20 protein-coding genes and 1 pseudogene are annotated in these 23,823 nt (G+C 59.9%); 12 read left to right on the top strand and 9 right to left on the bottom strand.

The features are described 5' to 3' along the window. The first annotated feature begins 42 nt into the window (after window positions 1-42). The 10 genes and pseudogenes from ROLI_RS02020 to ROLI_RS01975 all read left to right on the top strand — a co-directional run bounded on the left by ROLI_RS02020 (window position 43) and on the right by ROLI_RS01975 (window position 9,711). The gene (locus ROLI_RS02020) at window positions 43-939 is read left to right on the top strand and encodes a TRAP transporter small permease subunit (protein ID WP_187428260.1); all 897 of its coding nucleotides are present in this window, start codon (window positions 43-45) and stop codon (window positions 937-939) included. After that, window positions 939-2,564, top strand: a complete 1,626-nt coding sequence (locus tag ROLI_RS02015; protein ID WP_187428259.1) for a TRAP transporter large permease subunit — start codon at window positions 939-941, stop codon at window positions 2,562-2,564. Before ROLI_RS02020 ends, ROLI_RS02015 begins: the two co-directional genes overlap by 1 nt. A gap of 15 nt (window positions 2,565-2,579) precedes the next feature. Next, entirely contained in the window at window positions 2,580-2,843 is a 264-nt protein-coding gene (locus tag ROLI_RS02010) for a hypothetical protein (protein WP_187428258.1), read from the top strand. A 9-nt stretch (window positions 2,844-2,852) separates the two neighbouring features. Then, window positions 2,853-4,361, top strand: a complete 1,509-nt coding sequence (locus tag ROLI_RS02005; protein ID WP_187428257.1) for a UxaA family hydrolase — start codon at window positions 2,853-2,855, stop codon at window positions 4,359-4,361. After that, window positions 4,358-5,374, top strand: coding sequence for a Gfo/Idh/MocA family protein (locus tag ROLI_RS02000; RefSeq protein ID WP_187428256.1), 1,017 nt, complete (start codon window positions 4,358-4,360; stop codon window positions 5,372-5,374). The genes ROLI_RS02005 and ROLI_RS02000 overlap by 4 nt, the downstream gene beginning before the upstream one ends. Next, window positions 5,352-5,501, top strand: a complete 150-nt coding sequence (locus ROLI_RS01995) for a hypothetical protein (RefSeq protein ID WP_187428255.1) — start codon at window positions 5,352-5,354, stop codon at window positions 5,499-5,501. Before ROLI_RS02000 ends, ROLI_RS01995 begins: the two co-directional genes overlap by 23 nt. An 18-nt stretch (window positions 5,502-5,519) precedes the next feature. Then, a pseudogene (locus ROLI_RS01990) lies at window positions 5,520-6,413 on the top strand (NAD(P)-dependent oxidoreductase); the annotation flags it as partial. 1 nt (window position 6,414) lies between these two features. Further along, window positions 6,415-7,296: a DMT family transporter gene (locus ROLI_RS01985; RefSeq protein ID WP_187428253.1), complete on the top strand. Its 882-nt coding sequence runs from the start codon at window positions 6,415-6,417 to the stop codon at window positions 7,294-7,296. Beyond that, on the top strand, window positions 7,296-8,165 hold the full coding sequence (locus ROLI_RS01980) for a sugar kinase (RefSeq protein WP_222869342.1): 870 nt from the start codon (window positions 7,296-7,298) through the stop codon (window positions 8,163-8,165). The genes ROLI_RS01985 and ROLI_RS01980 overlap by 1 nt, the downstream gene beginning before the upstream one ends. 490 nt (window positions 8,166-8,655) lie before the next feature. Continuing rightward, window positions 8,656-9,711 (top strand): Gfo/Idh/MocA family protein, encoded by a 1,056-nt coding sequence (locus ROLI_RS01975; RefSeq protein ID WP_222869341.1) that lies wholly within the window; start codon window positions 8,656-8,658, stop codon window positions 9,709-9,711. Between the two features lie 53 nt (window positions 9,712-9,764). On the opposite strand, the gene ROLI_RS01970 is transcribed toward ROLI_RS01975, so the two are convergent. From ROLI_RS01970 to ROLI_RS01945, 6 genes are all read right to left on the bottom strand, one after another. Then, complete coding sequence (locus tag ROLI_RS01970) at window positions 9,765-11,003, bottom strand: DNA recombination protein RmuC (RefSeq protein ID WP_187428251.1); 1,239 nt, start codon at window positions 11,001-11,003, stop codon at window positions 9,765-9,767. Continuing rightward, window positions 11,000-12,814 (bottom strand): DNA mismatch repair endonuclease MutL, encoded by a 1,815-nt coding sequence (mutL, locus tag ROLI_RS01965; protein WP_187428250.1) that lies wholly within the window; start codon window positions 12,812-12,814, stop codon window positions 11,000-11,002. The genes ROLI_RS01970 and mutL overlap by 4 nt, the downstream gene beginning before the upstream one ends. Window positions 12,815-12,888: 74 nt before the next feature. Further along, window positions 12,889-13,836, bottom strand: a complete 948-nt coding sequence (locus ROLI_RS01960; RefSeq protein WP_187428249.1) for a metal ABC transporter permease — start codon at window positions 13,834-13,836, stop codon at window positions 12,889-12,891. Further along, complete coding sequence (locus tag ROLI_RS01955; RefSeq protein ID WP_187428248.1) at window positions 13,833-15,038, bottom strand: metal ABC transporter permease; 1,206 nt, start codon at window positions 15,036-15,038, stop codon at window positions 13,833-13,835. The genes ROLI_RS01960 and ROLI_RS01955 overlap by 4 nt, the downstream gene beginning before the upstream one ends. 3 nt (window positions 15,039-15,041) lie before the next feature. Next, on the bottom strand, window positions 15,042-15,848 hold the full coding sequence (locus tag ROLI_RS01950; RefSeq protein WP_187428247.1) for a metal ABC transporter ATP-binding protein: 807 nt from the start codon (window positions 15,846-15,848) through the stop codon (window positions 15,042-15,044). A 1-nt stretch (window position 15,849) separates the two neighbouring features. After that, window positions 15,850-16,839: a metal ABC transporter solute-binding protein, Zn/Mn family gene (locus ROLI_RS01945; RefSeq protein ID WP_187428246.1), complete on the bottom strand. Its 990-nt coding sequence runs from the start codon at window positions 16,837-16,839 to the stop codon at window positions 15,850-15,852. A gap of 240 nt (window positions 16,840-17,079) precedes the next feature. Here ROLI_RS01945 and deoC point away from each other — a divergent pair, with 240 nt between their 5' ends. Both deoC and ROLI_RS01935 read left to right on the top strand, forming a co-directional pair. After that, entirely contained in the window at window positions 17,080-18,084 is a 1,005-nt protein-coding gene (gene deoC, locus ROLI_RS01940; RefSeq protein ID WP_187428357.1) for a deoxyribose-phosphate aldolase, read from the top strand. Window positions 18,085-18,108: 24 nt separating this feature from the next. Beyond that, window positions 18,109-20,451, top strand: a complete 2,343-nt coding sequence (locus tag ROLI_RS01935) for an aldehyde dehydrogenase family protein (RefSeq protein ID WP_187428245.1) — start codon at window positions 18,109-18,111, stop codon at window positions 20,449-20,451. 87 nt (window positions 20,452-20,538) lie between these two features. Here the strand turns inward: ROLI_RS01935 and ROLI_RS01930 are convergent, their stop codons facing one another. The 3 genes from ROLI_RS01930 to ROLI_RS01920 all read right to left on the bottom strand — a co-directional run bounded on the left by ROLI_RS01930 (window position 20,539) and on the right by ROLI_RS01920 (window position 23,799). Next, window positions 20,539-21,858 (bottom strand): pitrilysin family protein, encoded by a 1,320-nt coding sequence (locus tag ROLI_RS01930; protein ID WP_187428244.1) that lies wholly within the window; start codon window positions 21,856-21,858, stop codon window positions 20,539-20,541. Further along, on the bottom strand, window positions 21,855-23,189 hold the full coding sequence (locus ROLI_RS01925; RefSeq protein ID WP_187428243.1) for a pitrilysin family protein: 1,335 nt from the start codon (window positions 23,187-23,189) through the stop codon (window positions 21,855-21,857). Before ROLI_RS01925 ends, ROLI_RS01930 begins: the two co-directional genes overlap by 4 nt. 109 nt (window positions 23,190-23,298) lie before the next feature. Continuing rightward, on the bottom strand, window positions 23,299-23,799 hold the full coding sequence (locus ROLI_RS01920) for a DUF3035 domain-containing protein (RefSeq protein WP_187428242.1): 501 nt from the start codon (window positions 23,797-23,799) through the stop codon (window positions 23,299-23,301). Window positions 23,800-23,823 lie beyond the last annotated feature (24 nt).

The raw sequence follows: 23,823 nt of genomic DNA, 5'->3' as shown, positions 1-23,823 counted from the left end.
GCCGGGACAATCAACACCAAACGACCGCTTTTGGGGGACATCATGCAGGAAAAATCCGGAAGCCTTGTCGAATGGGTTGTCCCGCTCGCCTTCATCGCCTGCGCGGCCTGGCTCACCTGGCATCTGCCGGCCTTCACCCTCTCCTGGTTCCCGCCGCAAGATCCATCCCAATACGATAAACTCAGCGCGCTTTTTGGCCGGATCGACGTGACCCCGACAATGGCTGGTCTGTTCGGTGGCTATGCCGATATGGTCGATTGGGTTGCTTTACTGTTGCTCCCCATTTTCGGTTATCTGGGTGTGCGCACCGTGCGCCGCGCACCGATGGAATTTGAAAGCTGGAAACCGCTGGACCGTCTGGCGGTCTTCATTGGTCGTCTGACCATGATGCTGATCGTATTGCTCTGCTCCGTCATGATCTACGAGGTCGTCCTGCGCTATGTTTTTGAGGCGCCCACGCTCTGGGCCAATGAACTCTCGCTCTGGCTGGCGGGTTTCGTGTTCCTCTGCGCGGGCCTCTATGCGATGCAACAACGCAGCCACATCCGCATTTTCCTGCTCTATGACATGCTGCCGCGCAGCCTCCAACGCACCTGCGATTGCATCTCCACGGGGCTGATCGTGACCTTTGCCTTCTTCCTTATCTATGGCGGCTACGGCGAGGCTTTTGATAAATTTTACCGCTGGGAGACCTTTGGCACCGCCTTTGATCCGCCCATTCCCGCTACTTTGAAACCCATGGTCTTGCTGATCATGGTGCTGGTCGCCTTTCAGGCCGTCGTCAATCTGGTCTCTGACTGGAATGCGGAACCGGTGATCCATTCCGCCGCCGATGACATTGACGCGGATGAAATCGAACGCCTCAAGGCTGCGGTCGGTGCGGATGATCTGGATGCCCCGCGCGGCGCAACGCAATCCAACACGCCAAGGAAAAGCTAATGGATATCGGAACGATCTCTCTGGTCCTGATGCTGGGCCTTGTCCTGCTGCTGGCCATCGGCATGCCATTGGGCTTTGCCTCTGCCATTCTTGCGGTGCTGGTGCTGGTGATGAAATTCGAACCCATGCTGCTGATGAACCCGTTCAGCTTTGGTGATGGTATTCTGACGGGCCGACCGGGGGCCGGGCCGCTCAATATCCTTGCCCAAAAGATATACGGGCTCCTGACGGATTATGTCCTCATATCGATCCCGCTGTTTATCTTCATGGCGGCACTGCTGGAACGCTCCGGCATTGCCAAGGATATGTATTCCTCGCTCAACATCTGGCTGAACCGCACGCGTGGCGGAATCGCGATTGTAACATCCATCATGGCCGTCATCATGGCCGCCATGTCCGGTATCATCGGGGGCGAAGTCGTCTTGCTGGGCCTGATCGCCCTGCCGCAAATGCTGCGACTGGGCTACAGCCAGAACCTCGCCATCGGGACGATCTGCGCCTCCGGATCGCTCGGCACCATGATCCCGCCCTCGATTGTATTGATCATCTATGGGCTGATCACGGAAACCTCGATCAAGGCGCTGTTCACCGCCTCGTTCCTGCCCGGTTTCATGCTGGCCTCCTTCATCATCATCTACATCATCATCCGCACGCAACTGCGCCCACAAGACGCGCCCCTGCCCGAACCCGTTGAGGGCGAACCCTATGGCATGGAGAAACTGAAACTCTTTTTGGCCTTCCTGTCCGTTCTGGTGGCAGGCTTCGGCACCGCGCTGTTCTTGCGCGCGCTTTTCTTTGAAGTCTCCGGGCAAAATGCTTCCAATACGGGTGCCGACATTGCCTATGGGACGGCGGATTGGCTGCCGTGGTTTGGCGGAGCTGTCGCGATATCCTTCGTGATGATGTTCGCCGTTCTGGGACGCGAACGCACCGCAACAGGCTGGGCCATGGGCAAAGGCCTCGTGCCGCCCATCGTCGTCATCGGCGTTGTCATGGGGTCCATCTACGGCGGTATCACCGGCATCACCGAGGCCGCAGGCATGGGCGCGCTCGCCGTGCTCGTCATCGCCATTCTACGCGGTGAGGCCTCCTTTGATCTGGTTTGGGAAAGCCTGATGCGCACGCTGAAATCCACCGGCACCATCATCTGGGTCACCATCGGTGCGGCCGCCCTTGCCGGGGCCTATACGATTGCGGGCGGTCCGGTCTATGTGGCCGATTTCATCGTCGGCTCGGACCTGCCAACGATGGGGATCATCCTGGCGATGATGCTGATCCTGCTGTTCATGGGCGCCTTCATGGATTGGGTCGGCATCGTTTTGTTGATCATCCCGGTCTTCCTGCCCATCGTGCAACGCCTGCCGATCGAGGAAATCGGCATGTTCGGCGAATTGAACCCGCGCCATGTGGCGATCTGGTTCGGCGTCGTGTTCTGTATGAACATGCAGGTCAGCTTCCTGTCGCCGCCCTTTGGCCCCGCCGCCTTCTATCTGAAATCCGTGGCCCCGCCCCACATCAGCCTGACCGATATCTTCAAGGGCTTCCTGCCCTTCATCGGCATCCAGCTCTGTGCGCTCTCGGTACTGCTGATCTATCCACCCATCGTTTCAATCCTTCTGCCCTAGGACAGGGGAGGCCCCATGCTCAGCGCCGTGCAGGCTAATGCATTCGCGATCAGAGGTTCTCTTGCACGGCAAGATATTATACCTCTGAGGTCGCGCGACAATACGACCGGTAATGCGATTGGGCAGATGCCTCTGCGCGACTTCCTCACCCACAGCGTGACAAATCTCCACCATACGCTCACGGGCAGGCAAATCTGGCAGGAGGCGCGCAAAGAGCTTGCACAACGGCCCCGTATTCATATTGATCGCGGGCAAAATAATGCGCTTTTCTGCGCCTGAGGAGAGATTATGGACACCGTTCGCCTCGACCCCATCGACAATGTCGTGACAGCAACCCGCGCCCTTGAGGTCGGCGTTGCCGTTGAAACCACCGCGACACGCGCGCTGATCCCATCGGGTCACAAGATCGCCACCGCCGATATCGCCCAAGGCCAACCCATTCGCAAATACGCTCAGATCATCGGCTATGCGGCGGAAAACATCACCGCGGGGGATCATGTCCATTCCCAGAATGTGGAATTTCGCAATACCGAAGCGGCCTATGATTTCTCCACTGACCTGCGCCCCATCACACCGGCGGCTGAGGCAGATCGCGACAGATTCATGGGATATCGCCGTGCAAACGGTCAGGTCGGCACGCGTAATTACATCGCCATCGTAACATCGGTGAATTGTTCGGCCACCGCCGCGCGGATGATCGCCAACCATTTTACGCCGGATGTTCTTGCACCCTTTCCCAATGTGGACGGTGTTGCGGCCTTTGTGCATGGCACGGGATGCGGCATGGCCGATAGCGGTGATGGGTTTGAGGCGCTCCAGCGGGTGATGTGGGGCTATGCGCGCCATCCCAACCATGCCGGTGTTTTGATGGTCGGATTGGGCTGTGAAATGAACCAGATCGACTGGCTCGTTGAGGCCTATGGCTTAAAACAAGGCCCCACGTTTCAGGTCATGAACATTCAATCAGTCGCGGGTCTGCGCAAAACCGTGGAACTGGGGATCCAGAAGATCCAAGCCATGCTGCCGATTGCCAATGAGGCGACGCGCACCCCCTGCCCGGCGTCGGAATTGATGGTGGGCCTGCAATGCGGCGGTTCGGACGCATGGTCTGGGATCACCGCCAATCCGGCCTTGGGTTATGCCTGTGATCTGCTGGCCTCACAGGGCGGAACCGGCGTGTTGGCCGAAACGCCCGAGATTTATGGTGCGGAACATTTATTGACCCGGCGCGCCGTGGACCACGCCACCGGCGCGCGTCTGGTTGATCTGATCAAATGGTGGGAAGACTACACGCTGCGCAACAAGGGCTCGATGGACAATAACCCCTCTCCGGGCAACAAGGCGGGCGGTTTGACCACGATCCTGGAAAAATCGCTAGGTGCCGCGGCCAAGGGCGGCACCAGCCCCCTGATGGGCGTCTATAAATACGCCGAACCGGTTCGGGCGCGCGGTTTCACCTTCATGGATTCTCCCGGCTATGATCCGGCCAGCGTCACGGGACAAATCGCGGGCGGGTGCAATCTGGTGTGCTTTACCACCGGGCGCGGCTCCGCTTTCGGCTCCAAACCCAGCCCAACGATCAAAGTCGCCACGAATTCACAGATGGCCAAGCGCATGATAGAGGATATGGACATCGACGCCGGCACCATCCTGAGCGAAGGGGTGAGCGTTGAAGAAAAGGGGCGCGAAATTTACGAAACCTTCCTGCGCGTGGCCAGCGGCGAGATGACAAAATCCGAAGCGCAAGGCCTTGGCGATTATGAATTCGTCCCCTGGCAAATTGGGGCGGTCATGTGAAACGCATCCTTGTGCTTGGCGGCGGGTTGATCGGAATCCGCCACGTTGAGGCGGTTGAGGCCCATCCGGGGTGCACCTTGGTCGGGCTGGTGGATCCGGATACGTCGATTGCGCCACACCTCAAGCGGTTTGTGGATATGGCAGAGGTCACGGAACCGGTGGATGGGGTGATCATCGCCACGCCGACCGGGCTACATGCGCGCCACGGCATCTATGCCGCCAGCCGCGGGTGGCCCATGCTGATCGAAAAACCTGTGGCCTCGGACATGGCGGGGGCGCAGGCCCTGGCCCACGCGGTGGTGCAAGCGGGCGTTGGATCGCTGGTCGGACATCACCGCCGCTATCACGCGCCGGTCCAGCAGTTGAAGGCCCTGATTGATGAGGGGCGTATCGGTACCCCGGTCTGCGCCAATCTGATCTGGGCGATGCGCAAACCGGAGGGGTATTTTGACGGGAACTGGCGCACGGCAGGCGGCAGCCCGGTAATGATCAATCTGGTGCATGACATTGATACCCTGCGCTTTGTCCTCGGCGACATCCTGGCCGTCACCGGGTTGCGCGGGGCCGGTCTGCGCGGGAGTGCGCGCATCGAAAGCGGCGCGGTGGCCCTGGCTTTTGCCAATGGCGCGACAGGCACGATCAGCTTTGCCGATACCACGCCCAGCCCCTGGGGTTTTGAAGCGGGCACCGGCGAGAACCCCAATATCGGCGCAACGGGGCAGGATATGATGTGGATCATGGGCACGGCGGGCGCGGTGAGCTTCCCGTCCCTGACGCTTTGGTCCGGGACCGATTGGGGTCAGGCCGCAACGCGGGTCCCTCTGGCGGTCGAGGTCAACACCACCCCCCCACTGGCCGCGCAGCTTAACCATTTCCTTGATGTCATCGACGGCGCGACCCCCTTGATCGACGTGGCCGATGCGACGCGCACCTTGGCCATAACGCTGGACATCGAGGCCCAGCTTTCGCCCACTCAAGAGGAGGGTGCACATGGCGGAGTCGCTAACAGCTGAGCAAATCGCGCGCGATCGGGAGCAAGGGTATCTGGTGCCGCAAAACCATATCCCGGACGATTGGTCGGCCCCTATCCACGCTGAAATCGCAAGGTTTGAAAAACAGACCTTTGACACCATCACATAACCGCGCAAGCGAGAGGGACAGAACATGACACAACCCACAATCGGATTTATCGGCCTTGGCCTGATGGGCGCGGCCATGGTCGGGCGGCTTCAGGACAAGGGATATGCCGTGACGGTCATGGCCAACCGGTCGCGCCCCAATGTGGACGCCGCCGTGGCGCGCGGGGCCAGCGAGGTTGCAACCGCGCGCGAGGTGGCGGCGGCCAGCGACATCGTTATGCTGTGCATGGACACCAGCGACAGCGTCGAGGCCCGCATGCGCGGCGATGACGGGGTGATCAAAGGCCTGCGCGCCGGTGCCGTGGTCATTGATTTCGGCACCTCGCTGCCCGCCAGTACGCGCGCACTCAGCGAGGAGGTTGCCGCCGCCGGTGGGCAATACCTTGATGCGCCGCTCGGGCGCACGCCCTCCCATGCCAAGGACGGCTTGCTCAACATCATGGCCGCCGGGGACAAGGGGGCCTTTGATAAGGTCGAACCGGTGCTCCAGGATCTGGGTGAAAACGTCTTTCACCTCGGGGCCTCCGGGTCCGGGCATACGATCAAGCTGATCAACAACTTCTTTGGCATGACGGTCGCCAATGCGATGGCCGAGGCCTTTGCCATGGCCGATGTCGCAGGGATTGATCGCAAACAGGTCTATGACGTCATGGCCGCCGGGCCGCTGCATTCGGGGATGATGGATTTCGTCAAGGGCTACGGTGTGGATGGCGATCCTAATCAACTGGCCTTTGCCATCAAGAACGCCGCCAAGGACGTGGGGTATTATGCCCGCATGGCCGATGAGGCGGGCGTTGAAAGCATCATGTCCAAAGGCGCGCTCTCTGCTCTGCGCGAGGCGACAGAAACCGGTCATGGTGAGAAGATGGTCAGTGAAATGGTCGATTTCTATGTCCAGAAAATGAGCACGTAACATGGCCGTCACCGCGGGTCTGCTGGAGGATCGACCCCATTTCGGCATCGTATTGATGCTGGGCGCGTGGTTTTTGTTTTCGCTGGTCGACACCGGGGCCAAATGGCTGGTGATCGCGGGTTTTTCCGCCTTTCAACTGGCTTTCATGCGATATGCCGGGCATTTCGTGATTTCCATCGCCGTGATCGCAAAGGGCGGCATGACACGCGACCGGTTTCAGACCGGGCATCTGTGGCAGGTGCTCAGCCGCGCTTTGCTTCTGGTAACGGCGACCTTGTCCAACTTCTATGCGCTGAATTTCCTGCCGCTGACGGTGACGGCGGCGATCATGTTCTCCAGCCCCGTGATCGTCTGTGCCTTATCGGGCCCTTTACTTGGAGAACGGGTGGGGCCATGGCGTTGGTTCGCCATACTGCTGGGATTTGCAGGGGTGCTGGTGGTCATCCGCCCCTTTGGCGAGGCCTTCCATATCGCCATGCTGCTGCCCTTGTTCAATGCGCTGAGCCTCGCGCTCTATTCGATCATGACCCGTAAACTCGCGGGCGTGGTCGCAACCGAAACCATGCAGTTTTACATGGGCGCACTGGGCACGGCGGTGATGTTACCCATGGCGATCTGGGCATGGCAATGGCCGGACAACCTGCTGGATTGGTCGGTGCTGATCAGCCTGGGTATCTTCGGCTGGGCCGGGCATCAATTGCTGACAAATGCGCATCGCTTCGGCACGGCGAACACGCTGATGCCCTACACCTATTCATTCATGATTTACCTGTCGATCCTCAGCTATCTGGTCTTTCATCATGTGCCGGATCAATGGACAATCATGGGCGCGATGATCATCGTTGTTTCAGGCTTGATCATCTGGAAAAGGGAACAGAAATAATGCGGGTTGCCTGTATCGGTGAAGCCATGATTGAGCTTTCCATGAACGAAGCTGAGGCGCAGGTCGGCGTGGCCGGAGACACGCTCAACACCGCCATTTACCTCAAACGCGCGGCCCCGGATATTGCGGTGGATTATGTCACCTGCCTGGGCGACGATCCGTTCTCGACAAAGATCATGGGTTTCATTGCCGCCCAAAATATCGGCTGCGACAATATCCGTGTGATCACTGGCAAATCACCCGGCCTCTACGCGATAACCACAAATGAAGCCGGGGAACGGGCCTTTACCTATTGGCGCAATGCCTCTGCCGCGCGTCAGATGTTTCAGGTTGGCGAGGAGTATGATTTCTCAATACTTGCGCCATATGACGTCGTGTATCTATCGGGGATTACCATGGCCATCCTGCCACAACAGGTGCGCCTGGCGCTGATGGGCTGGTTGCAGGAAACCGGCGCGCGCGTGGCTTATGACAGCAATTACCGGCCCCGACTTTGGGAGGATGCCACCACGGCGCGGCAGATCACCCGCGCGCTTTGGTCTCTCGCCGATATCGCGCTGCCGTCCATTGACGATGAGATGGCCCTCTTTGAGGAAAGCGCGGAAACGGTCGCCGCGCGGTTTGCAGCGGGAGCCGCACAAGGTGCTTTGAAGCGTGGCGGGCTGGGACCTTTGTCACTGGGCGAAGCGGTCGATCAAACCTATGCGCCCGCAGCAAACGTCGTGGATACCACCGCCGCAGGCGACAGTTTCAACGGTGGCTATCTCGGTGCACTTCTTGCGGGAAAATCTCAACAGGTCGCGCTGAAAGCGGGCCATGACTGCGCCTCCCGCGTGGTGCAGTATCGCGGTGCGATCATCCCAGCATGAGCCCGCGGAAGTCTTTCGCACCGATCCGCTTCAAACCGCTGTATCACCCGAGGCGGTGATCTGCGCGCGTGGCGCAAACGGCGAGTCTGGCCGCACTGGTACGGTGGCGACGGCACGCAAAGACACCAACCAGGATCCCAGATTGCCGCTCAGCACTGACGCAGGCCGTGGTTACGTGCGTGCTGTGCGCCCACCGCTCGCGGGAGGGCATGCCCCGCCCGGCGACCAAAAACGCGCCACAATAAAGCGCGCAGGGATAGATCGAATTGTGCAATTCATCGCTGGCGGCGACGCGGTGCACCGTGATCATTTCCCTTTGATGAACCGGGACGGTGTGGCAAAAAATACGAGGTAAGCAGGTCAGGTTTTCCCTATTTCGCATGGGTGCTGCGTGATATTCAGTACAAAAGCGAAACGGTAATGACCTAAAAGGATGTTTCACTGTGATGTCGCTGGCGATACAGATCCAAACGGTCGCGGAAGGCCCCCAATGGTGATCCGCGTTGCGATCCTTGGCGCGGGGATTGGGCGTGAACATCTCGCAGCCTATCGCAAATTACACGACACGTTTGACGTCACACGGATCGTCGATCAGGACGAGGCCCGCGCAGAAAGCCTGCGGCAGGGTGATACCTTCGAGGTTTCGGACAACCTGCAAGCGGCATTGGACGCGCCAGAGGTGGATGTTATTGATATCTGCCTCCCGCCGCATTTACATGTCCCGGTCGCGCTTCGAGCCCTTGAAGCCCGCAAGCATGTGATCTGCGAAAAGCCATTGGCCACATCGCTGGCTGATGTCGACCGGCTCCGCACGGCGGCACAGCTGAACCAAAAGCAGGTGTTCCCGGTCTTTCAATACCGCTGGGGTCCACCCTTGGCGCAATTGTGCGGCCTGATCGCTGCCGGGCTCACCGGACAACCGCAGGTTGGCGCAATCGAGACCCATTGGTCGCGCGGCGCTGATTATTATGCGGTGCCCTGGCGTGGGACATGGGCGGGAGAACAGGGCGGTGCGGTTCTGGGCCATGCCATCCACAACCACGACCTGATGACCCATTTCATGGGCCCTGTCGCCTCGGTCGGCGCGATGACGACAACACGGGTGAACCCTATCGAGACCGAAGACTGCGCGGCGATCAGTTTCAGATTGGCCAACGGTGCTCTGGCCACGAGCAGCATCACATTGGGGGCCGCGCGGGATGAAACGCGCATCCGCCTGGTGTTTGAGCGTTTGACCGCAACATCAGGAACAGCCCCCTATGCGCCCGGAGCCGCGCCCTGGTCGTTCACCGCTCGAAATCCCGACCATCAGCCTCAAATTGATGCCTGTCTGGCCGAATTGGGGTCGGAACCCATCGGGTATGAGGGGTTTTTCGCGGCAATTTCGGATCAGTTGGCGGGCCGGGCCAGCACCGCCGTCACCCTTGAAGAGGGGCGGGCATCCATCGCGTTGGTCACTGCGATCTATCACGCTGCGCGCAGCGGTCAGACCGTCAATTTACCGCTTTGCGATAACCACCCCCTCTATGGGGGCTGGCAGCTCTGAGTTGAAATGCGTCCTGGTCAGACGCCGGGTCGGATCACGGGCGATTATCGCGGCTAAGGCCCCAGTTTGCTCAGCGGCACAGCAGCGGCGACCTCATCAGGCGACAATTCCTCGAAATCGAAATTATCGAGGCGATGGGCGCGTTTACCTGCTTTGTCCGAACTGATCTTGATCTCTTCGATGTCCTTTGAGGCCTGCGAAAAGTGACGGTCCAGATTGCCGACGCGCGCGCCCAACCTGTCCACATCCGCCACCAGTTTGGACAATTCCGAACGGATCGCCCCGGCCTGTTCGCGCATCCGGGCGTCTTTTAGGATCGCCCGCATCGTGTTGAGCGTGGCCATGCAGGTGGTCGGTGACACGATCCAGACCCGCGCGTCAAACCCCTTGCGCACCAGTTCCGGGAAATTCGCGTGCAGCTCCGCATAAACCGCTTCCGAGGGCAGAAACATCAACGCCCCATCGGCGGTTTCCCCCTCCAGAATGTATTTATCCGAGATGTCCTTGATATGCTTGAGCACCGCAACCTTCATCTTGGCCGCCGCTTCCTTGAGGTCCCACTCCGTCTTGGCCGCGCGCAGGGCCTCATAGGCCTCCAATGGAAATTTACTGTCGATCACGATCGGTCCGGGCGGGTTAGGCAGGTGGATCAGACAATCGGCGCGCTTGCCGTTGCTGAGCGTATGCTGGAGCGAAAAACTATCCTTCGGCAGGGCCTTGGACACGATGTCATGCAGCTGGATTTCGCCAAAGGCCCCGCGCGTCTGCTTGTTGCTCAGGATGTCCTGAAGGGACAGTACATCGCCGGAGAGTTTGGTGATATTATCCTGCGCCTTATCGATGACCGCGAGGCGTTCCTGCAATTGCGTCAATGAGGTCGTCGTCTGTTTGGAAGAGCCGTGCAGCGCTTCTTTCATGCGCTCCTGCATCTCGGCAAGCGAGCGCGCCGAGCGCAACGCGTTATCCGCCAGACGGTCCTGCATCTGTTGTTGCACCGTGGCCAGACGCGCCTCCACGGTCTGGATCACCTGGGTTTGCGCTGTGGCCTGTGTGTCCGATACCATTTGCAGCCCACCGCGCAACTGCTCCTGCCCCGCACCCAACTGCTGCACGTGCTGGCCCAGCATGCCGATCTGCTGGGCCAGCGGTGCCGACATCCGTGCCGCCTGTCCCGCGGCGCGCACCGCCAGAATGAGGAGCAGGAAAAGCAATGCGACCAATCCCGCCACCACCAACGCCGCGATAACGACAGGGTCGTCCATCGTGTAAGTCTGGCCGAAGAGCTCAATCATGTCCGGCCAAACAGCCGCTCAATGTCGCTCAGTTTCAACTCGACATAGGTCGGGCGACCATGGTTGCATTGCCCCGAATGCGGCGTAGCCTCCATCTCGCGCAACAGCGCGTTCATTTCTTCGCCGCGCATGAGGCGGCCCGAGCGGATCGACCCATGACAGGCGATGCGGCTCAGGATCGCCTCGATGCGCGCTTGCACCAGGGTGCTGCTGCTTTCATCTTCCAACTCATCGAGAATATCGAGCACCATACCCTTTGCGTCAACCTGACCCAGAATTGCCGGTGTTTCGCGAATCGCAACCGCATTTCCACCAAATAGTTCAATCCCTAAACCAAATTTCTCAAGCGCGTCGGCGATGGCCATAAGCCTTGCACAATCCTGCGCGGAAAGCTCCACGATTTCGGGGATCAGCAGGGCTTGGCGGGCGACACCGTTCTCGGCCATCTGGCGTTTGAGCTTTTCATAGACCAGACGTTCATGGGCGGCATGCTGATCCACGATAACCATGCCCGTTTTGGTCTGGGCGATGATGTAGTTTTCATGCACCTGAGCCCGCGCCGCACCTAAGGGGTAATCGGGGATCTCTTCGACATCAGTCAAAGGTGCGGGCTCTTCGATCCGCCCCCAGACAGGCGCGGTTTCCTGAAAACTGGGTGCTGCGGACCTGCCTGGTTGCCGGTCCATCTGGTAAATGCGCGCGCCTGTGGGTTCCGGGATCATCGCTCCCAAGGTTGCATCAGCAACCGTTGAGGAGGCGCGATGCCCGGCCTCGGCCAGCGCGTGGCGCAGCGCAGAGACGATCAATCCGCGCGCAAGGCCGGGATCGCGGAAACGCACCTCCGATTTTGCCGGATGCACATTGACGTCCACAAGCGTTGGATCGCAATCGATAAAGAGCGCCGCCGCCGGGTGCCGATCCCGGCTCAGGAAATCAAAATAGGCGCCGCGCAGCGCGCCCACCAGCAATTTATCCCGCACGGGACGCCCGTTCACAAAGAGATATTGCGCAACCGCAGACCCGCGCGAATAGGTCGGCAAGGCCGCATAACCGGTAAGGTGCAACCCGTCGCGCAGCGCGTCGATGGGCAGGGCGTTTTGCGCAAAATCGCGCCCCATGACACAGGCCAAACGACCGTGCAGGGCATCAAACATATCGCCCTGTTCGCCGTCTGCCTTGAAAAGGACGCGGCCCTCGCCGTCCTTTGACACATCACGCAAGGTGAATTGCACGAAAGGTTCAGCCATGGCGAGACGTTTGATGACATCCGTGATGGCTTGTGCTTCGGCGCGGTCCGTGCGCAGGAATTTCAACCGTGCAGGTGTGGCGTAAAACAGATCGCGCAGCGTGACGGTCGTACCTTTGTTGAGCGCGGCGGGTCTGGTGGGCGATGTGACGCCGCCTTTTACCGAAATTTCGACCCCTTCAGCAGCTTCGGCGCGGCTGGCGATCGTGAGTTTGCCAACGGCCCCAAGTGACGGCAGGGCTTCGCCGCGAAATCCAAAGGTGTGAATGTCCAGAAGGTCGGAACCGTCGATTTTGGACGTCGCATGGCGCGATAGAGCAAGCGGCAGATCGCTGGCGAGCATACCGCACCCATCGTCCTGAACCCGGATCAGGGTCTTGCCGCCATCCGCGTAATCGATGCTGATGCGTCGGGCCCCTGCATCGAGCGCGTTTTCAACTAGTTCCTTGACCGCAGAGGCCGGCCGCTCGACGACTTCACCAGCAGCGATCCGATTGACGGTACCTTCGTCCAACTGACGAATGACGGGGCGCGTTTCGCTTATATTGGGGTTGAGAGAGACCATACCGCTAAGTATAGCATGGTACGCTGCGATTCTGAAACCCGATTTCGGCGGCAAAGGTGGCCTGAAAGCCCACCTTACGGTGTTGTATCGCTGCCGGTGTGCATCGCGTCACCGCCTCGCTTGCGATGCGGGGCCCAGAGGGCAGCCAGTGCAAGGATAACCCCTGATACAGTTGCAATCATGCCCGCCGCAGAGACAGAGGAGCCATGTCCCAGCCAGATCGGGCCATATCCGGCCGCGACATACCCAAACACCGCCGCCAGGGCCGCAAACAAGACGGACCAGGCCACCTGATGTTCGAGCCGGTTGGTCATCAGACGCGCGGCCGCGGGGGGACAGATGAACATGGCGATGACGATGATGCTGCCCACGGCGTCAAAAGCTGCGACCGCAGCGACGGCTGAAACGATGACCAGCGCCAGGCCAAGCGGCTGCGTGCGCATGCCTATCGTCTGTGCGAAACCCTCGTCGAAAGTGGAGATTTTCAGCGGTCGCCAGAAGAAAAACGTAAACGTCGCGACCACCAGCATAGCGCCCGCCATCCGCGCCAGTTCAACCGGCAGACCGCGCAAGGCCTGTGGATCAAGCAACGACCGCCATCCCGTCGCGTCCAGCCAGATCAGACTTTCGAGATTGCCGAAAAGGGCGTGTTCCACGTCCAGATGCACCGATGATGTGTCCGATTGCTCCAGCAGAAGCACGCCGCCTGCGAACATGGTTGTGAAAACCACGCCCATCGCAGCGCCCGGTTCGATCTTTCCCAAACGCCGGATGGCCTCGATGGCGGCAACCGCGATAATAGCGGCTCCGGCGGCCCCCAAGAGCATCGGCCAGGCCGCAATCACACCGGTGATAAGGAAGGCGACCACGATACCGGGCAACACGACATGGCTGATCGCGTCACCGATCAGAGCCTGGCGGCGCAGCACCAGAAAGTTTCCGGGCAGTGCACATGCGATGGCCACGCAGATGCCGATCAGCAAAGGGGTCAGCGACAACGGCACAAATTCGGCACCACTCATGGGTGAACCCCCTGCGGCGCCGGAATCCGGCTATCAATTTCGGTGATCTGATCCGGGGTCAACACGCGCTCAATCGGCGTCAACCCGTCGTAATGGGCGGCGGCGGCCTCAAAGCTGGGATCCCGCCGGATCAATTGCCAGCGCGTCTCATCGAGCAGCGCTCTGCCCGCGCGGCCCCGGCCTTCCTGGGTCGCCACACCATCCGGCAGCGCATAGCCTTCGCGGCGCAAAAGGCGCAGTGTCAGTTTTTCGTATATGGGCTGCCCCTGCGCCAAGGCGAGCAAGCCCTGTCGCAAATGAACGCGTCGCTGGAATTTGCGATGTCGCAGCACTGCCGCCAGCACACCGCGCCTGGGAGCGAGCAACAGCGAGACCAGAAAACAGGCAAAACCAGTCAAAACAATGATAGGCCCGGTCGGAAGGTTTGGCAGCGCCGCCGAGAGCGACGCCCCGACATAAGCCGCAACCCCGCCAAGCAGGCCGGAAATCAGGATCACATGATCGGTTCGGTCGGTCCAGAAACGCGCGGTTACGGGCGGAATGATCAACAGGGCTACGATCAGGATCAGACCGACGATCTTGATCCCCACGACCGTCACGGCCAGCACGATCCCCATCATCGCCAGATCGGTGCGCGCCACGTTCTGCCCGCTGGCCGCCGCATAATCCGGGTCAAAGGAGGCCAGCGTCAGAGGGCGGCGCAACATCATGACCAACACCAGGGTCAGCGCCGCAGACACGGCGATGACCAAAGCGTCAGAGCGCAGCATTCCGGCCGTGGAGCCGAGCAGAAACCCTTCTAATCCAGCCTGTTGGCCGGAGGTCATGCCCTGTATCACCGTCAACCCGACAATACCCATGCCAAAGAATACCGACAGCACAGCCCCAATCGCAGCGTCCTCGGCCAATCGCGTGCGGGTGCTGAGCCAGCTGACGCAGAGAAGACCGAAAGCCGCCGAGATCGCCGCGCCCGTCAGCAGGCCGATCAGGTTGCGCCCATCCCCGCCAAAAGCGACCATGATCATGAAGGCAATCGCTACCCCCGGCAGGGTCGCATGGGAAATCGCATCACTCACAAGCGCGCGTTTACGCAGGAACAAAAACGTGCCACCCACGCCCGCCGCCATACCCAAAAGCATCGCGCCCAGCGTCACGAGGGTGGCGTTGTACCCCAGTTGCAAGGACAGCGCATCCAGGATCATCCCCTAGCCCAGCGTGCCGTTCAACTGGTCCATCTGAGTGCCAGCCAGACGCCCGCCATAGGCCGCTTGCAGGTTGTCCTCGGTGAAGGCGTCCTCGACTGATCCTGCGGCCACCAACCGCGTATTGATCAGGTAGACGTGATCAAAATATTCGCGCACCGTGCTCAGGTCATGATGCACCGCGACCACGGTCTTACCGGCATCGCGCAATGATTTCAGGACCGAGATGATCGCTTTTTCGGTGGCGGCATCGACACCCGCAAAGGGTTCGTCCAGCAGGTAGAGATCCGCATCCTGCGCCAATGCCCGCGCCAGAAAAACGCGCTGTTGCTGACCACCCGAAAGCTGGCCGATCTGGCGCGTCGCGAAATCCTCCATGCCGACACGGGCCAGGCAGGCGATTGCCTTACTGCGATGGGCCGCGCGCACGCGACCCAGAAGGCCAAGCTGGCGGTAAAGCCCCATCAGTACCACGTCGATCACCCGCGTCGGAAAATCCCAATCCACACTGGCACGTTGCGGCACATAGGCGATCCGGTCACGGCATTGCGCGACCGGTTTGCCAAAAATGGTCGTCTGCCCTGCGAGCGGTTTAAGCAGCCCCAGCGCGGCCTTGAGCAAGGTGGATTTACCGGCCCCGTTTGGACCGATGATGGCGGTCATCGCACCGGGCACGACCGTCATATCCACCGAAAAAATCGCCGGTTTCTGGCCATAGGAGACGGTCAATCCGCGCACAGCCAAAGGGCTTGTGGTGCGGATATCGTCTGCGTCAGCTAAACCCTCGCGTGTTGCCAGTGCAATTGCCATCTCAGCTCTCCAATCCCAATCGACCCAGACGGCCACTCTGGGGCACATCAGCACCCAGAGCCCGCGCGATGGTGGTTACATTGTGGTCGATCATGCCCAGATAGGTCCCCTCATAGGTTCCGTCCTGTCCCATCGCATCGCTATAAAGCGACCCGCCGATGGACACCGCATGACCCTGCGCGGCGGCCCCCTCGATGAGGGCGCGCATGTTTCGATCAGAGACCGAGGTTTCGACAAAAACGGCACCAATGTCGCGGGTAACCAGCAAATCGACCAATTCGGATATGCGATTGAGCCCGGCTTCGCTTTCGGTTGAGATGCCCTGAATCCCGATCACTTCGAAATCATAGGCGCGCCCGAAATAACTGAAGGCATCATGGGCCGTCAGCAAAACACGCTTGTCGCGCGGTATTTTGGCGAGCGACGCCACCGCGTAATCTGCCAATGCGTCGAGTTCCATCAGGAAGGTATCAGCATTGGTCTTGAACTGCGCCGCATGCTCGGGGTGAAACACGCTCAACTCATCCCGGATCGCCACGACGACATCGCGCCACAGGATCGGGTCCATCCAGATATGCGGATCATAGCGACCCTCATAATCAGCATGAGACACAAGCAGATCCTGTGATACGCCCTCTGCAATCGGCACGACCCGGCCCTTTCGGCTCAGATCTTCAAAAAACCGCTCCATCTGGGCCTCCAGATAGAGACCATGCCACAAAACAATGTCGGCGCGCGTCATGGCGACAATGTCACTGCGGGTCTGCCGGTAGGCATGCGGATCGACACCCGGCCCCATCAGAGCCTTTACCGATACCAGATCGCCCCCCACTTGGCGCACGACGTCCGCGATCATCCCCGTTGTCGCGACGACGGAAATTTGCGCGGCGGCGGCCTGCAAGGGGCGTACATGGCCCAGCAGAAACGCAGCGCCCAGTCCTGTGATAGCGGCGCGGCGGTTTAGAAAAGTGGTGTTGGTTTTATCTTTCATGAAATTGAACATGAGAGTCATTCGCAAAATGTCAACCCAAATGCGACTAATTCGCAAAAGCAAACTGGCTTTCTCGGCCTTTTTACTAAAATACATACAAAATCCAGAAATCGACGGACCCACGTGGCTATAATCATCCGCCCGCCCTGTTACCGACCGTCGCAGGACCCGCAAGGGGCTCTGCTTGCCATGCCGTGCAACCCGTGCGAATTTGCCCCGATGATCGATGAGGACGCCGCCATGCTCAGTCAGACCGAGACACAACAAGTTGACGGCACCCGTCACCAATTGCCACAGGTCACCGAACCCAGAAATCCCGGGATGGCGTTGGATATGGACTGGGTGCGCGGCCTCCAGGCCAATACATCCGCCATTGAACGGCGCGCCACGAGCCTGCCCGCCCGCAGATCCGTCAAGAAGCAACATCAGGCGGCATGGTTATTGCGTGCCGTGAGCTGTATCGACCTCACGACATTATCCGGGGATGATACCGACGATCGCGTTGCGCGGCTTTGTGCCAAGGCGCGCCAACCCGTCGCACAACCGCTGCTGGATGCTCTGGGCATGGGGCCGATCACCACGGGAGCGGTCTGTGTTTATCACGACATGATCCCCGCCGCGTTGCGTGCGCTGGAGGGCTCCGGCATCCCGGTCGCTGCGGTCAGCACGGGGTTCCCCGCAGGGTTGTCGCCGTTTCATCTGCGCCTTGCCGAGATCGAGGAAAGCGTCAAAGCCGGAGCTGGCGAGATCGATATCGTCATTTCGCGCCGCCATGTTCTGTCGGGTCACTGGCAGGCGCTTTATGACGAGATGTGCGCCTTTCGCCGGGCTTGTGGCGAAGCGCATGTCAAGGCGATCCTGGCCACCGGCGAATTGGGATCCCTGCGCAATGTGGCGCGCGCCTCGATGATCTGCATGATGGCGGGCGCGGATTTCATCAAGACCTCAACCGGCAAAGAAAGCGTCAATGCGACCCTGCCCGTGACGCTGGTGATGGTGCGCGCCATTCGCGATTATCATGAACGCAGCGGGTTTCGCGTCGGCTACAAACCCGCAGGTGGCATTTCCAAGGCCAAGGATGCGATTACCTATTTGGCGATGATGAAGGAGGAATTGGGGGACCGTTGGCTGCGCCCCGACCTCTTTCGCTTTGGTGCCTCGTCGCTGCTCGGGGATATCGAACGCCAGTTGGAACATCACGTCACCGGCAATTATTCCGCCAGCTATCGCCATCCGACAAGCTGACACGATTTGAAAGGGCCCAAGGCCATGACCATCTCTGAGATTTTTGAAACGATGGATTACGGGACCGCACCGGAAAGCGCGACAGAGGCGCAGGCTTGGCTGGACACCCGCAACAGGACCTTCGGGCATTTCATCAATGGCACCTTCACCACCCCCGGCAATGGGTTTGAAACCCGCAACCCCGCCACTGGCGACATGCTTGCTGCGGTGACGCAAGCCACGCAGGCCGATGTCGATGCTGCCGTGCAGGCCGCACGACGCGCGCACCCCAAATGGGCCGGGCTGGGGGGGCACGCACGCGCGCGTTTCCTTTACGCCCTCGCGCGCCTGCTGCAAAAACACAGCCGCCTTTTTGCGGTGCTGGAAACCCTCGACAACGGCAAACCCATCCGCGAAAGCCGCGATATCGACATTCCGCTGGCCCAACGCCACTTCTATTTCCACGCGGGCATGGCCCAATTGATGGAAGACGAACTGCCCGACCGCGAAGCCCTTGGCGTCTGCGGTCAGATCATCCCCTGGAACTTCCCGCTCCTGATGCTGGCCTGGAAAATTGCGCCCGCGCTGGCGATGGGCAATACTGTCGTGCTGAAATCCGCCGAATATACGCCCCTCACCGCTTTGCTGTTTGCCGATATCTGTCAACAGGCGGGCCTACCCAAGGGTGTGGTGAACATCGTGACCGGCGATGGGTCGGTCGGTGAAATGATCGTCGCGGCGGATGTGGACAAGATCGCCTTCACCGGGTCCACCGCCGTGGGTCGCCGCATCCGCGAAGCAACCGCGGGGACTGGCAAGGCCCTGACGTTGGAACTAGGCGGGAAATCCCCCTATATCGTCTTTGACGATGCCGATCTGGATTCGGCGGTCGAAGGTCTGGTCGATGCAATCTGGTTTAACCAGGGCCAGGTCTGCTGCGCCGGGTCCCGCCTTCTGGTGCACGAACCGGTGGCCGACGTGTTTTATGCCAAACTGCGCGCCCGCATGGACAAGCTGCGCGTCGGTGATCCTCTGGACAAAAGCATAGATGTCGGTGCCATCATCGACCCCGCACAGCTCAAGATGATCACTGACCTTGTTGCCTCCAATGCTGCGGGTCAGATGCATGTGGCCAAAACCGACCTGCCCACAGAAGGCAGCTTCTATCCCCCCACGTTGATCACCGGATTGAACCCGGCCGATCCGCTTATGCAGGAGGAGATATTTGGCCCCGTCTTGGTGTCCACAACATTCCGGACACCCGCCGACGCCGTGGCGCTGGCAAATAACACCCGATATGGCCTCGCCGCGACAGTCTGGAGCGAAAACATCAACCTCGCGCTTGATATCGCCCCAAAACTGGCCAGCGGAATCGTCTGGATCAACGGCACCAACCTGATGGATGCGGCGGCGGGGTTCGGCGGTGTGCGCGAAAGCGGGTTTGGACGCGAAGGCGGTTGGGAGGGACTGGCAGGCTATACGCGACCAAAAGGCAGCAAGAAACCTCTCAAAGAACGCGCCGCCGCGCGCGGCAAAAATGCGCCCCTCGATCCAATCGACCGGACGGCCAAACTCTACATCGGCGGCAAACAATCACGCCCCGATGGCGGCTACTCCGCGCCTGTGTGGAGCAAATCCGGCGCGCTGCTCGCTCACGTATCGCGCGCCAATCGTAAGGACCTGCGCAATGCGGTAGAAGCCGCGCATGCCGCAAGGAGCTGGTCCAGAACCACCGGGCATCTACGCGCGCAAATCCTCTATTTTATCGCCGAAAACCTCTCTGCCCGTGCAGATGAGTTCGCGCAAAGGCTTAATGATATGCAAGGCGGCAATTCCGGCGCCAAAGAAGTTGACACCTCCATCAACCGGCTCTTCACCTATGCCGCCTGGGCCGATAAATACGATGGGCAGGTGCACGGCGTCCCCATCCGCGGCGTGGCATTGGCGATGAAGGAACCGGTGGGCGTCATCGCCGCCATCTGTCCCAATGAGGCCCCCCTGCTCGGCCTGATTTCCTGCCTGGCACCGGCAATATCCATGGGAAACCGCGTGATCCTGAGCGCCTCGGAAATCTTCCCGCTGGCCGCCACGGACTTCATACAGATCCTAGAAACATCCGACGTTCCCGCAGGTGTCGTGAATATCCTCACCGGCACCCATGACGACGTGGCAACGCATATGGCCGCTCACATGGACATCGACGCCGTCTGGTGTTTCGGCCGGAAATCTCTCAGCCGAGAGATTGAGAAAGCCAGCGCCAGCAACCTCAAACGCACATGGGTCAATAACGGGGTTGCGCGCGACTGGATGGGAACACCTCGCCAAGGCCAGGAATTCCTCCAAGCCGCCACTGAAATCAAAAACATCTGGGTGCCTTACGGCGAATGACACCCGCCACCCGCGCCAACACTCGGCCCGGCAGGGCCGAGGACATGTCATGGCGCGCAAGCGCCTCCGCTTAACAGCGACATGGACCTAATTGCCGGGCGTGTTTTCCAGTCCGACAGGTTGGCCCACCACAACGAAATGCAACCCTTCCGGGTCAAGTAATGCGCCAGCCACACGCTTCACATCCGCCAGCTTGACCGCTTCCACACGGTCATTTCGCGTCGGGATATAATCTATCGGCAGGCCCGACATCTGCATACCCACCATGATCTGCGCAATCGGTCCATTGCCATCGAACCGCAACGGGTACGCCCCGGTCATAAACGTCTTTGCATCATCCAGTTCAGTCTGTGTCACGCCCTCTGAAGCGGCACGCGCCCACTCAGTTTTGATGACCTCAATGGCCTCTGCAATCCGGTCATTGGCTGAACTGACCGACCCCAGATAAGTCGCCGCGAGGTCCTTGGGAGCCAGAAATGAATAAACCCCATAGGTCAGCCCGCGTTTCTCGCGCACCTCATCCATCAAGCGACTCTCAAAAGACCCGCCGCCCAGAACCTGATTGAGCAGAATGGCCGTGAAGTAATCCGGGTCTTCCAGTGTGATCCCCTTCTGACCGAATAATGCGACAGATTGCGGCGTCTCAAAGGGCACCACGGTGATGCCACCGGGAATATTCACCTCTGCCATGGGCGGCATCGGTGCGCCCGTCTCCGGCAGATCACTCAACAACGCATCCATCACCACCGATAACTGCTCCGGCGTGATATCTCCCACCGCTCCGATGTAAATCCTGTCGCGCGCCAGCACGGCCTCATGCGCTGCCAGCAGGTCATCACGTGTCAGCCCCGCCACGCTCTCCAGCGTCCCGCTCAGGGAGGACCCATAGGGATGGGTGCCAAAAACGATCGCATCAAACGCGCGCCGGGCGATATCGTTGGGATCCTTTGCGTCTGATCGGATGCCCGACAGGACCTGTTCGCGTACCCGCTCGATCGCATCTTCATCAAAGCGCGGCTCCAGCAGGGCCGCACGCAACAATGCCACGGATGCCTCTGTGTTCTCCGTCAGAAACCGTGCCGAAACGGCCACGGAATCGTCACTGACGTCAAATCCAAAAGAGGTCGCCAGATCCTCGGTCGCACGCGCAAAGCCACGCGCATCCATCTGCGCCGCGCCCTCTTCAAGCAGACCCGTCATCAGGTTGATGGCACCGCGTTTGCCGGGGGCATCCAGCGACGCACCTCCACGAAAGCGAATTTCAAGTGCGACAAAGGGGATCGAATGATCCTCAACGAGCCAGGCCGTCAAGCCGGCCTCGGAGGTCACCTCCTTGATGTCCACCTCCGCGCCGGCCGGTAGCGCCAAACCGATAACGGCGACAAAAGACAGTATAAAACGCATCATTGGGTTACCTCCTCGCGCATCAGCCACCCCGTCACAGAGGCGCGCATGTCAAATACATCGCGCGCCGCCTGCATGATGTCCTCGCCCGTTACCGCCTGTAAAATATCGGGCCAGGCCTTCACATCGTCGACCGTCAAACCCGACGTCAGCGCCTGCCCATAGCGGTTGGCGATCCTGTCTACATCGTCACGTGCATAGATCTGATCGGCGCGGATTTGCCGCTTGATCCGTTCCAATTGTTCAGGGTCCACACCGTCGATCATGAATTGCTCCAGAGCGGCATCCATTGCGTCCTCAGCCTCTTGCAGGCTCACGTCCGGCCTGGGCACAACGATCACATTGAACGTCGTATCATCCAATCGCACGCCGCTGTAAAAGGCGGCGGAATAGGTTGCGATCTGCGTGTCAAATTGCAACGCTTCGGCCAGATAAGAGGTCGTGCCGCCTCCGAGAATTTCGGACAGAAAGGTCAGGGCGGCGGCTGTTTCCTGCGCGCCTGCATCCCGCTCGGGGGCCAAATAGGAGCGCCTGACATAGGGCTGCGCTACCCGCGCATCGCGGAAAATCAACCGACGCTCGGCAGTTTGCGGCGGCTCTTCCGTCCGCAGCCTTTCGGGAAGGTCAGGATTTGCCGGAATAACGCCGTAATATTTTTCCGCCAGGGTGCGTACTTCTTCGGGCGTTACATCCCCGGATACGACAAGCACGGCGTTATTGGGCGAATAATAAATTTCATAGAAGCCAAGCGCATCTTCCATATCCAGCGTGCGCATCTCATGCATCCAGCCGATGATCGGCACGCCGTAGCGGTGGTTGAGGTATTGCGCCGCACTCAACTGCTCACCAAACAGAGCGCCGGCGCTATTTTCGGTGCGTTGGTTGCGCTCCTCGATGATCACATCGCGCTCGGTGGCGATATTTTCTTCGGTCAGCCGAATATTGCGCATCCGGTCGGATTCCATCCGCATCATCAATTCCAGCCGATCCGCTGCAACGCGTTGGAAATAGGCCGTGTAATCATAAGAGGTGAACGCATTGTCCCGTCCGCCATTGCGCGCCACGGTCGCTGATAATTCTCCGGATTCCATATCATCAGTTGCCTTGAACAGCAAATGCTCCAGAAAATGCGCGACCCCCGAGGAGCCCTTTGGTTCATCCGCGGAGCCCGCCTTATACCACACCATATGTTGCACCACCGGTGCGCGATGATCCTCAACCACAACCACCTGCATCCCATTGTCCAGAACGAAGGTCGTCACCGCCTCCTCCTGAGCGGCCAGCAGACCGGGAATGCATGCCAGGAGCGTGACAAAAACCGAAAGTCGGGACATGATCCATCCTTTTGCAATAAAATGAGCAAGCTTGCGTCTAGAGATACGCCCCGAGAGGTTGCGTTCAAGTGCGCTGTCACGAATGTGAGGCCAGCGCATTGACAAACTGCTAATTCAGCGGCGGATAACTCGGCGTTTTCGCGCCAGCACGGCGCCAACTGTCCGCGGTGGCCTCAGCATTGAGCCGCTGGCTGCGGTAGGCGCGATTATAAAGGTCTTCACGAAACAGCCGGTACTGCGTGAAACGCGATTGACGGCGGCGGAAATCGGCATCCGCCTGCGCCAGATCCTGCCGGATATCAGGGGTCACACCAAATCGGCTTGCCGCTGTGACCAGCGCACCATCAGAAGCGGGGATACCCGTGGCGCTGGACGGTCTGCCGCCCAAAGCGATCACCGCATCATCGATGGGATTCACATCCGTGAGATTTCCCTGACCCGGAGTCGGTACGGGCAGAGCGCTCAAATCAGCAGGTGTTTGCAATTCGGCCTTTGGTTCAACGATGAACTCATCCGGCCCGCGCGAATTCGATCGCAGATCGCGCAAGCCCTGATTGGCGCAGGCGCTGAGGCTTGCCGTTATCAAAATGAGGGCCAGAATCCGGCTCATATCAGATCTCCTCGCGAACACCCC

Origin of the sequence: Roseobacter fucihabitans, assembly GCF_014337925.2 — a bacterium.
Lineage (GTDB): Bacteria > Pseudomonadota > Alphaproteobacteria > Rhodobacterales > Rhodobacteraceae > Roseobacter > Roseobacter fucihabitans.
Note: the sequence above shows the minus strand (reverse complement) of the source record. Positions and strands in the feature narration are given on the sequence as shown.

Excerpts from the sequence above, each read along its gene's own strand:
- ROLI_RS02020 (WP_187428260.1), top strand. The coding sequence starts at position 43 with ATGCAGGAAAAATCCGGAAGCCTTGTCGAATGGGTTGTCCCGCTCGCC.
- ROLI_RS02015 (WP_187428259.1), top strand. The coding sequence starts at position 939 with ATGGATATCGGAACGATCTCTCTGGTCCTGATGCTGGGCCTTGTCCTG.
- ROLI_RS02010 (WP_187428258.1), top strand. The coding sequence starts at position 2,580 with ATGCTCAGCGCCGTGCAGGCTAATGCATTCGCGATCAGAGGTTCTCTT.
- ROLI_RS02005 (WP_187428257.1), top strand. The coding sequence starts at position 2,853 with ATGGACACCGTTCGCCTCGACCCCATCGACAATGTCGTGACAGCAACC.
- ROLI_RS01995 (WP_187428255.1), top strand. The coding sequence starts at position 5,352 with ATGGCGGAGTCGCTAACAGCTGAGCAAATCGCGCGCGATCGGGAGCAA.
- ROLI_RS01985 (WP_187428253.1), top strand. The coding sequence starts at position 6,415 with ATGGCCGTCACCGCGGGTCTGCTGGAGGATCGACCCCATTTCGGCATC.
- ROLI_RS01980 (WP_222869342.1), top strand. The coding sequence starts at position 7,296 with ATGCGGGTTGCCTGTATCGGTGAAGCCATGATTGAGCTTTCCATGAAC.
- ROLI_RS01975 (WP_222869341.1), top strand. The coding sequence starts at position 8,656 with ATGGTGATCCGCGTTGCGATCCTTGGCGCGGGGATTGGGCGTGAACAT.
- ROLI_RS01970 (WP_187428251.1), bottom strand. The coding sequence starts at position 11,003 with ATGATTGAGCTCTTCGGCCAGACTTACACGATGGACGACCCTGTCGTT.
- mutL (WP_187428250.1), bottom strand. The coding sequence starts at position 12,814 with ATGGTCTCTCTCAACCCCAATATAAGCGAAACGCGCCCCGTCATTCGT.
- ROLI_RS01960 (WP_187428249.1), bottom strand. The coding sequence starts at position 13,836 with ATGAGTGGTGCCGAATTTGTGCCGTTGTCGCTGACCCCTTTGCTGATC.
- ROLI_RS01955 (WP_187428248.1), bottom strand. The coding sequence starts at position 15,038 with ATGATCCTGGATGCGCTGTCCTTGCAACTGGGGTACAACGCCACCCTC.
- ROLI_RS01950 (WP_187428247.1), bottom strand. The coding sequence starts at position 15,848 with ATGGCAATTGCACTGGCAACACGCGAGGGTTTAGCTGACGCAGACGAT.
- ROLI_RS01945 (WP_187428246.1), bottom strand. The coding sequence starts at position 16,839 with ATGAAAGATAAAACCAACACCACTTTTCTAAACCGCCGCGCCGCTATC.
- deoC (WP_187428357.1), top strand. The coding sequence starts at position 17,080 with ATGCTCAGTCAGACCGAGACACAACAAGTTGACGGCACCCGTCACCAA.
- ROLI_RS01935 (WP_187428245.1), top strand. The coding sequence starts at position 18,109 with ATGACCATCTCTGAGATTTTTGAAACGATGGATTACGGGACCGCACCG.
- ROLI_RS01930 (WP_187428244.1), bottom strand. The coding sequence starts at position 21,858 with ATGATGCGTTTTATACTGTCTTTTGTCGCCGTTATCGGTTTGGCGCTA.
- ROLI_RS01925 (WP_187428243.1), bottom strand. The coding sequence starts at position 23,189 with ATGTCCCGACTTTCGGTTTTTGTCACGCTCCTGGCATGCATTCCCGGT.
- ROLI_RS01920 (WP_187428242.1), bottom strand. The coding sequence starts at position 23,799 with ATGAGCCGGATTCTGGCCCTCATTTTGATAACGGCAAGCCTCAGCGCC.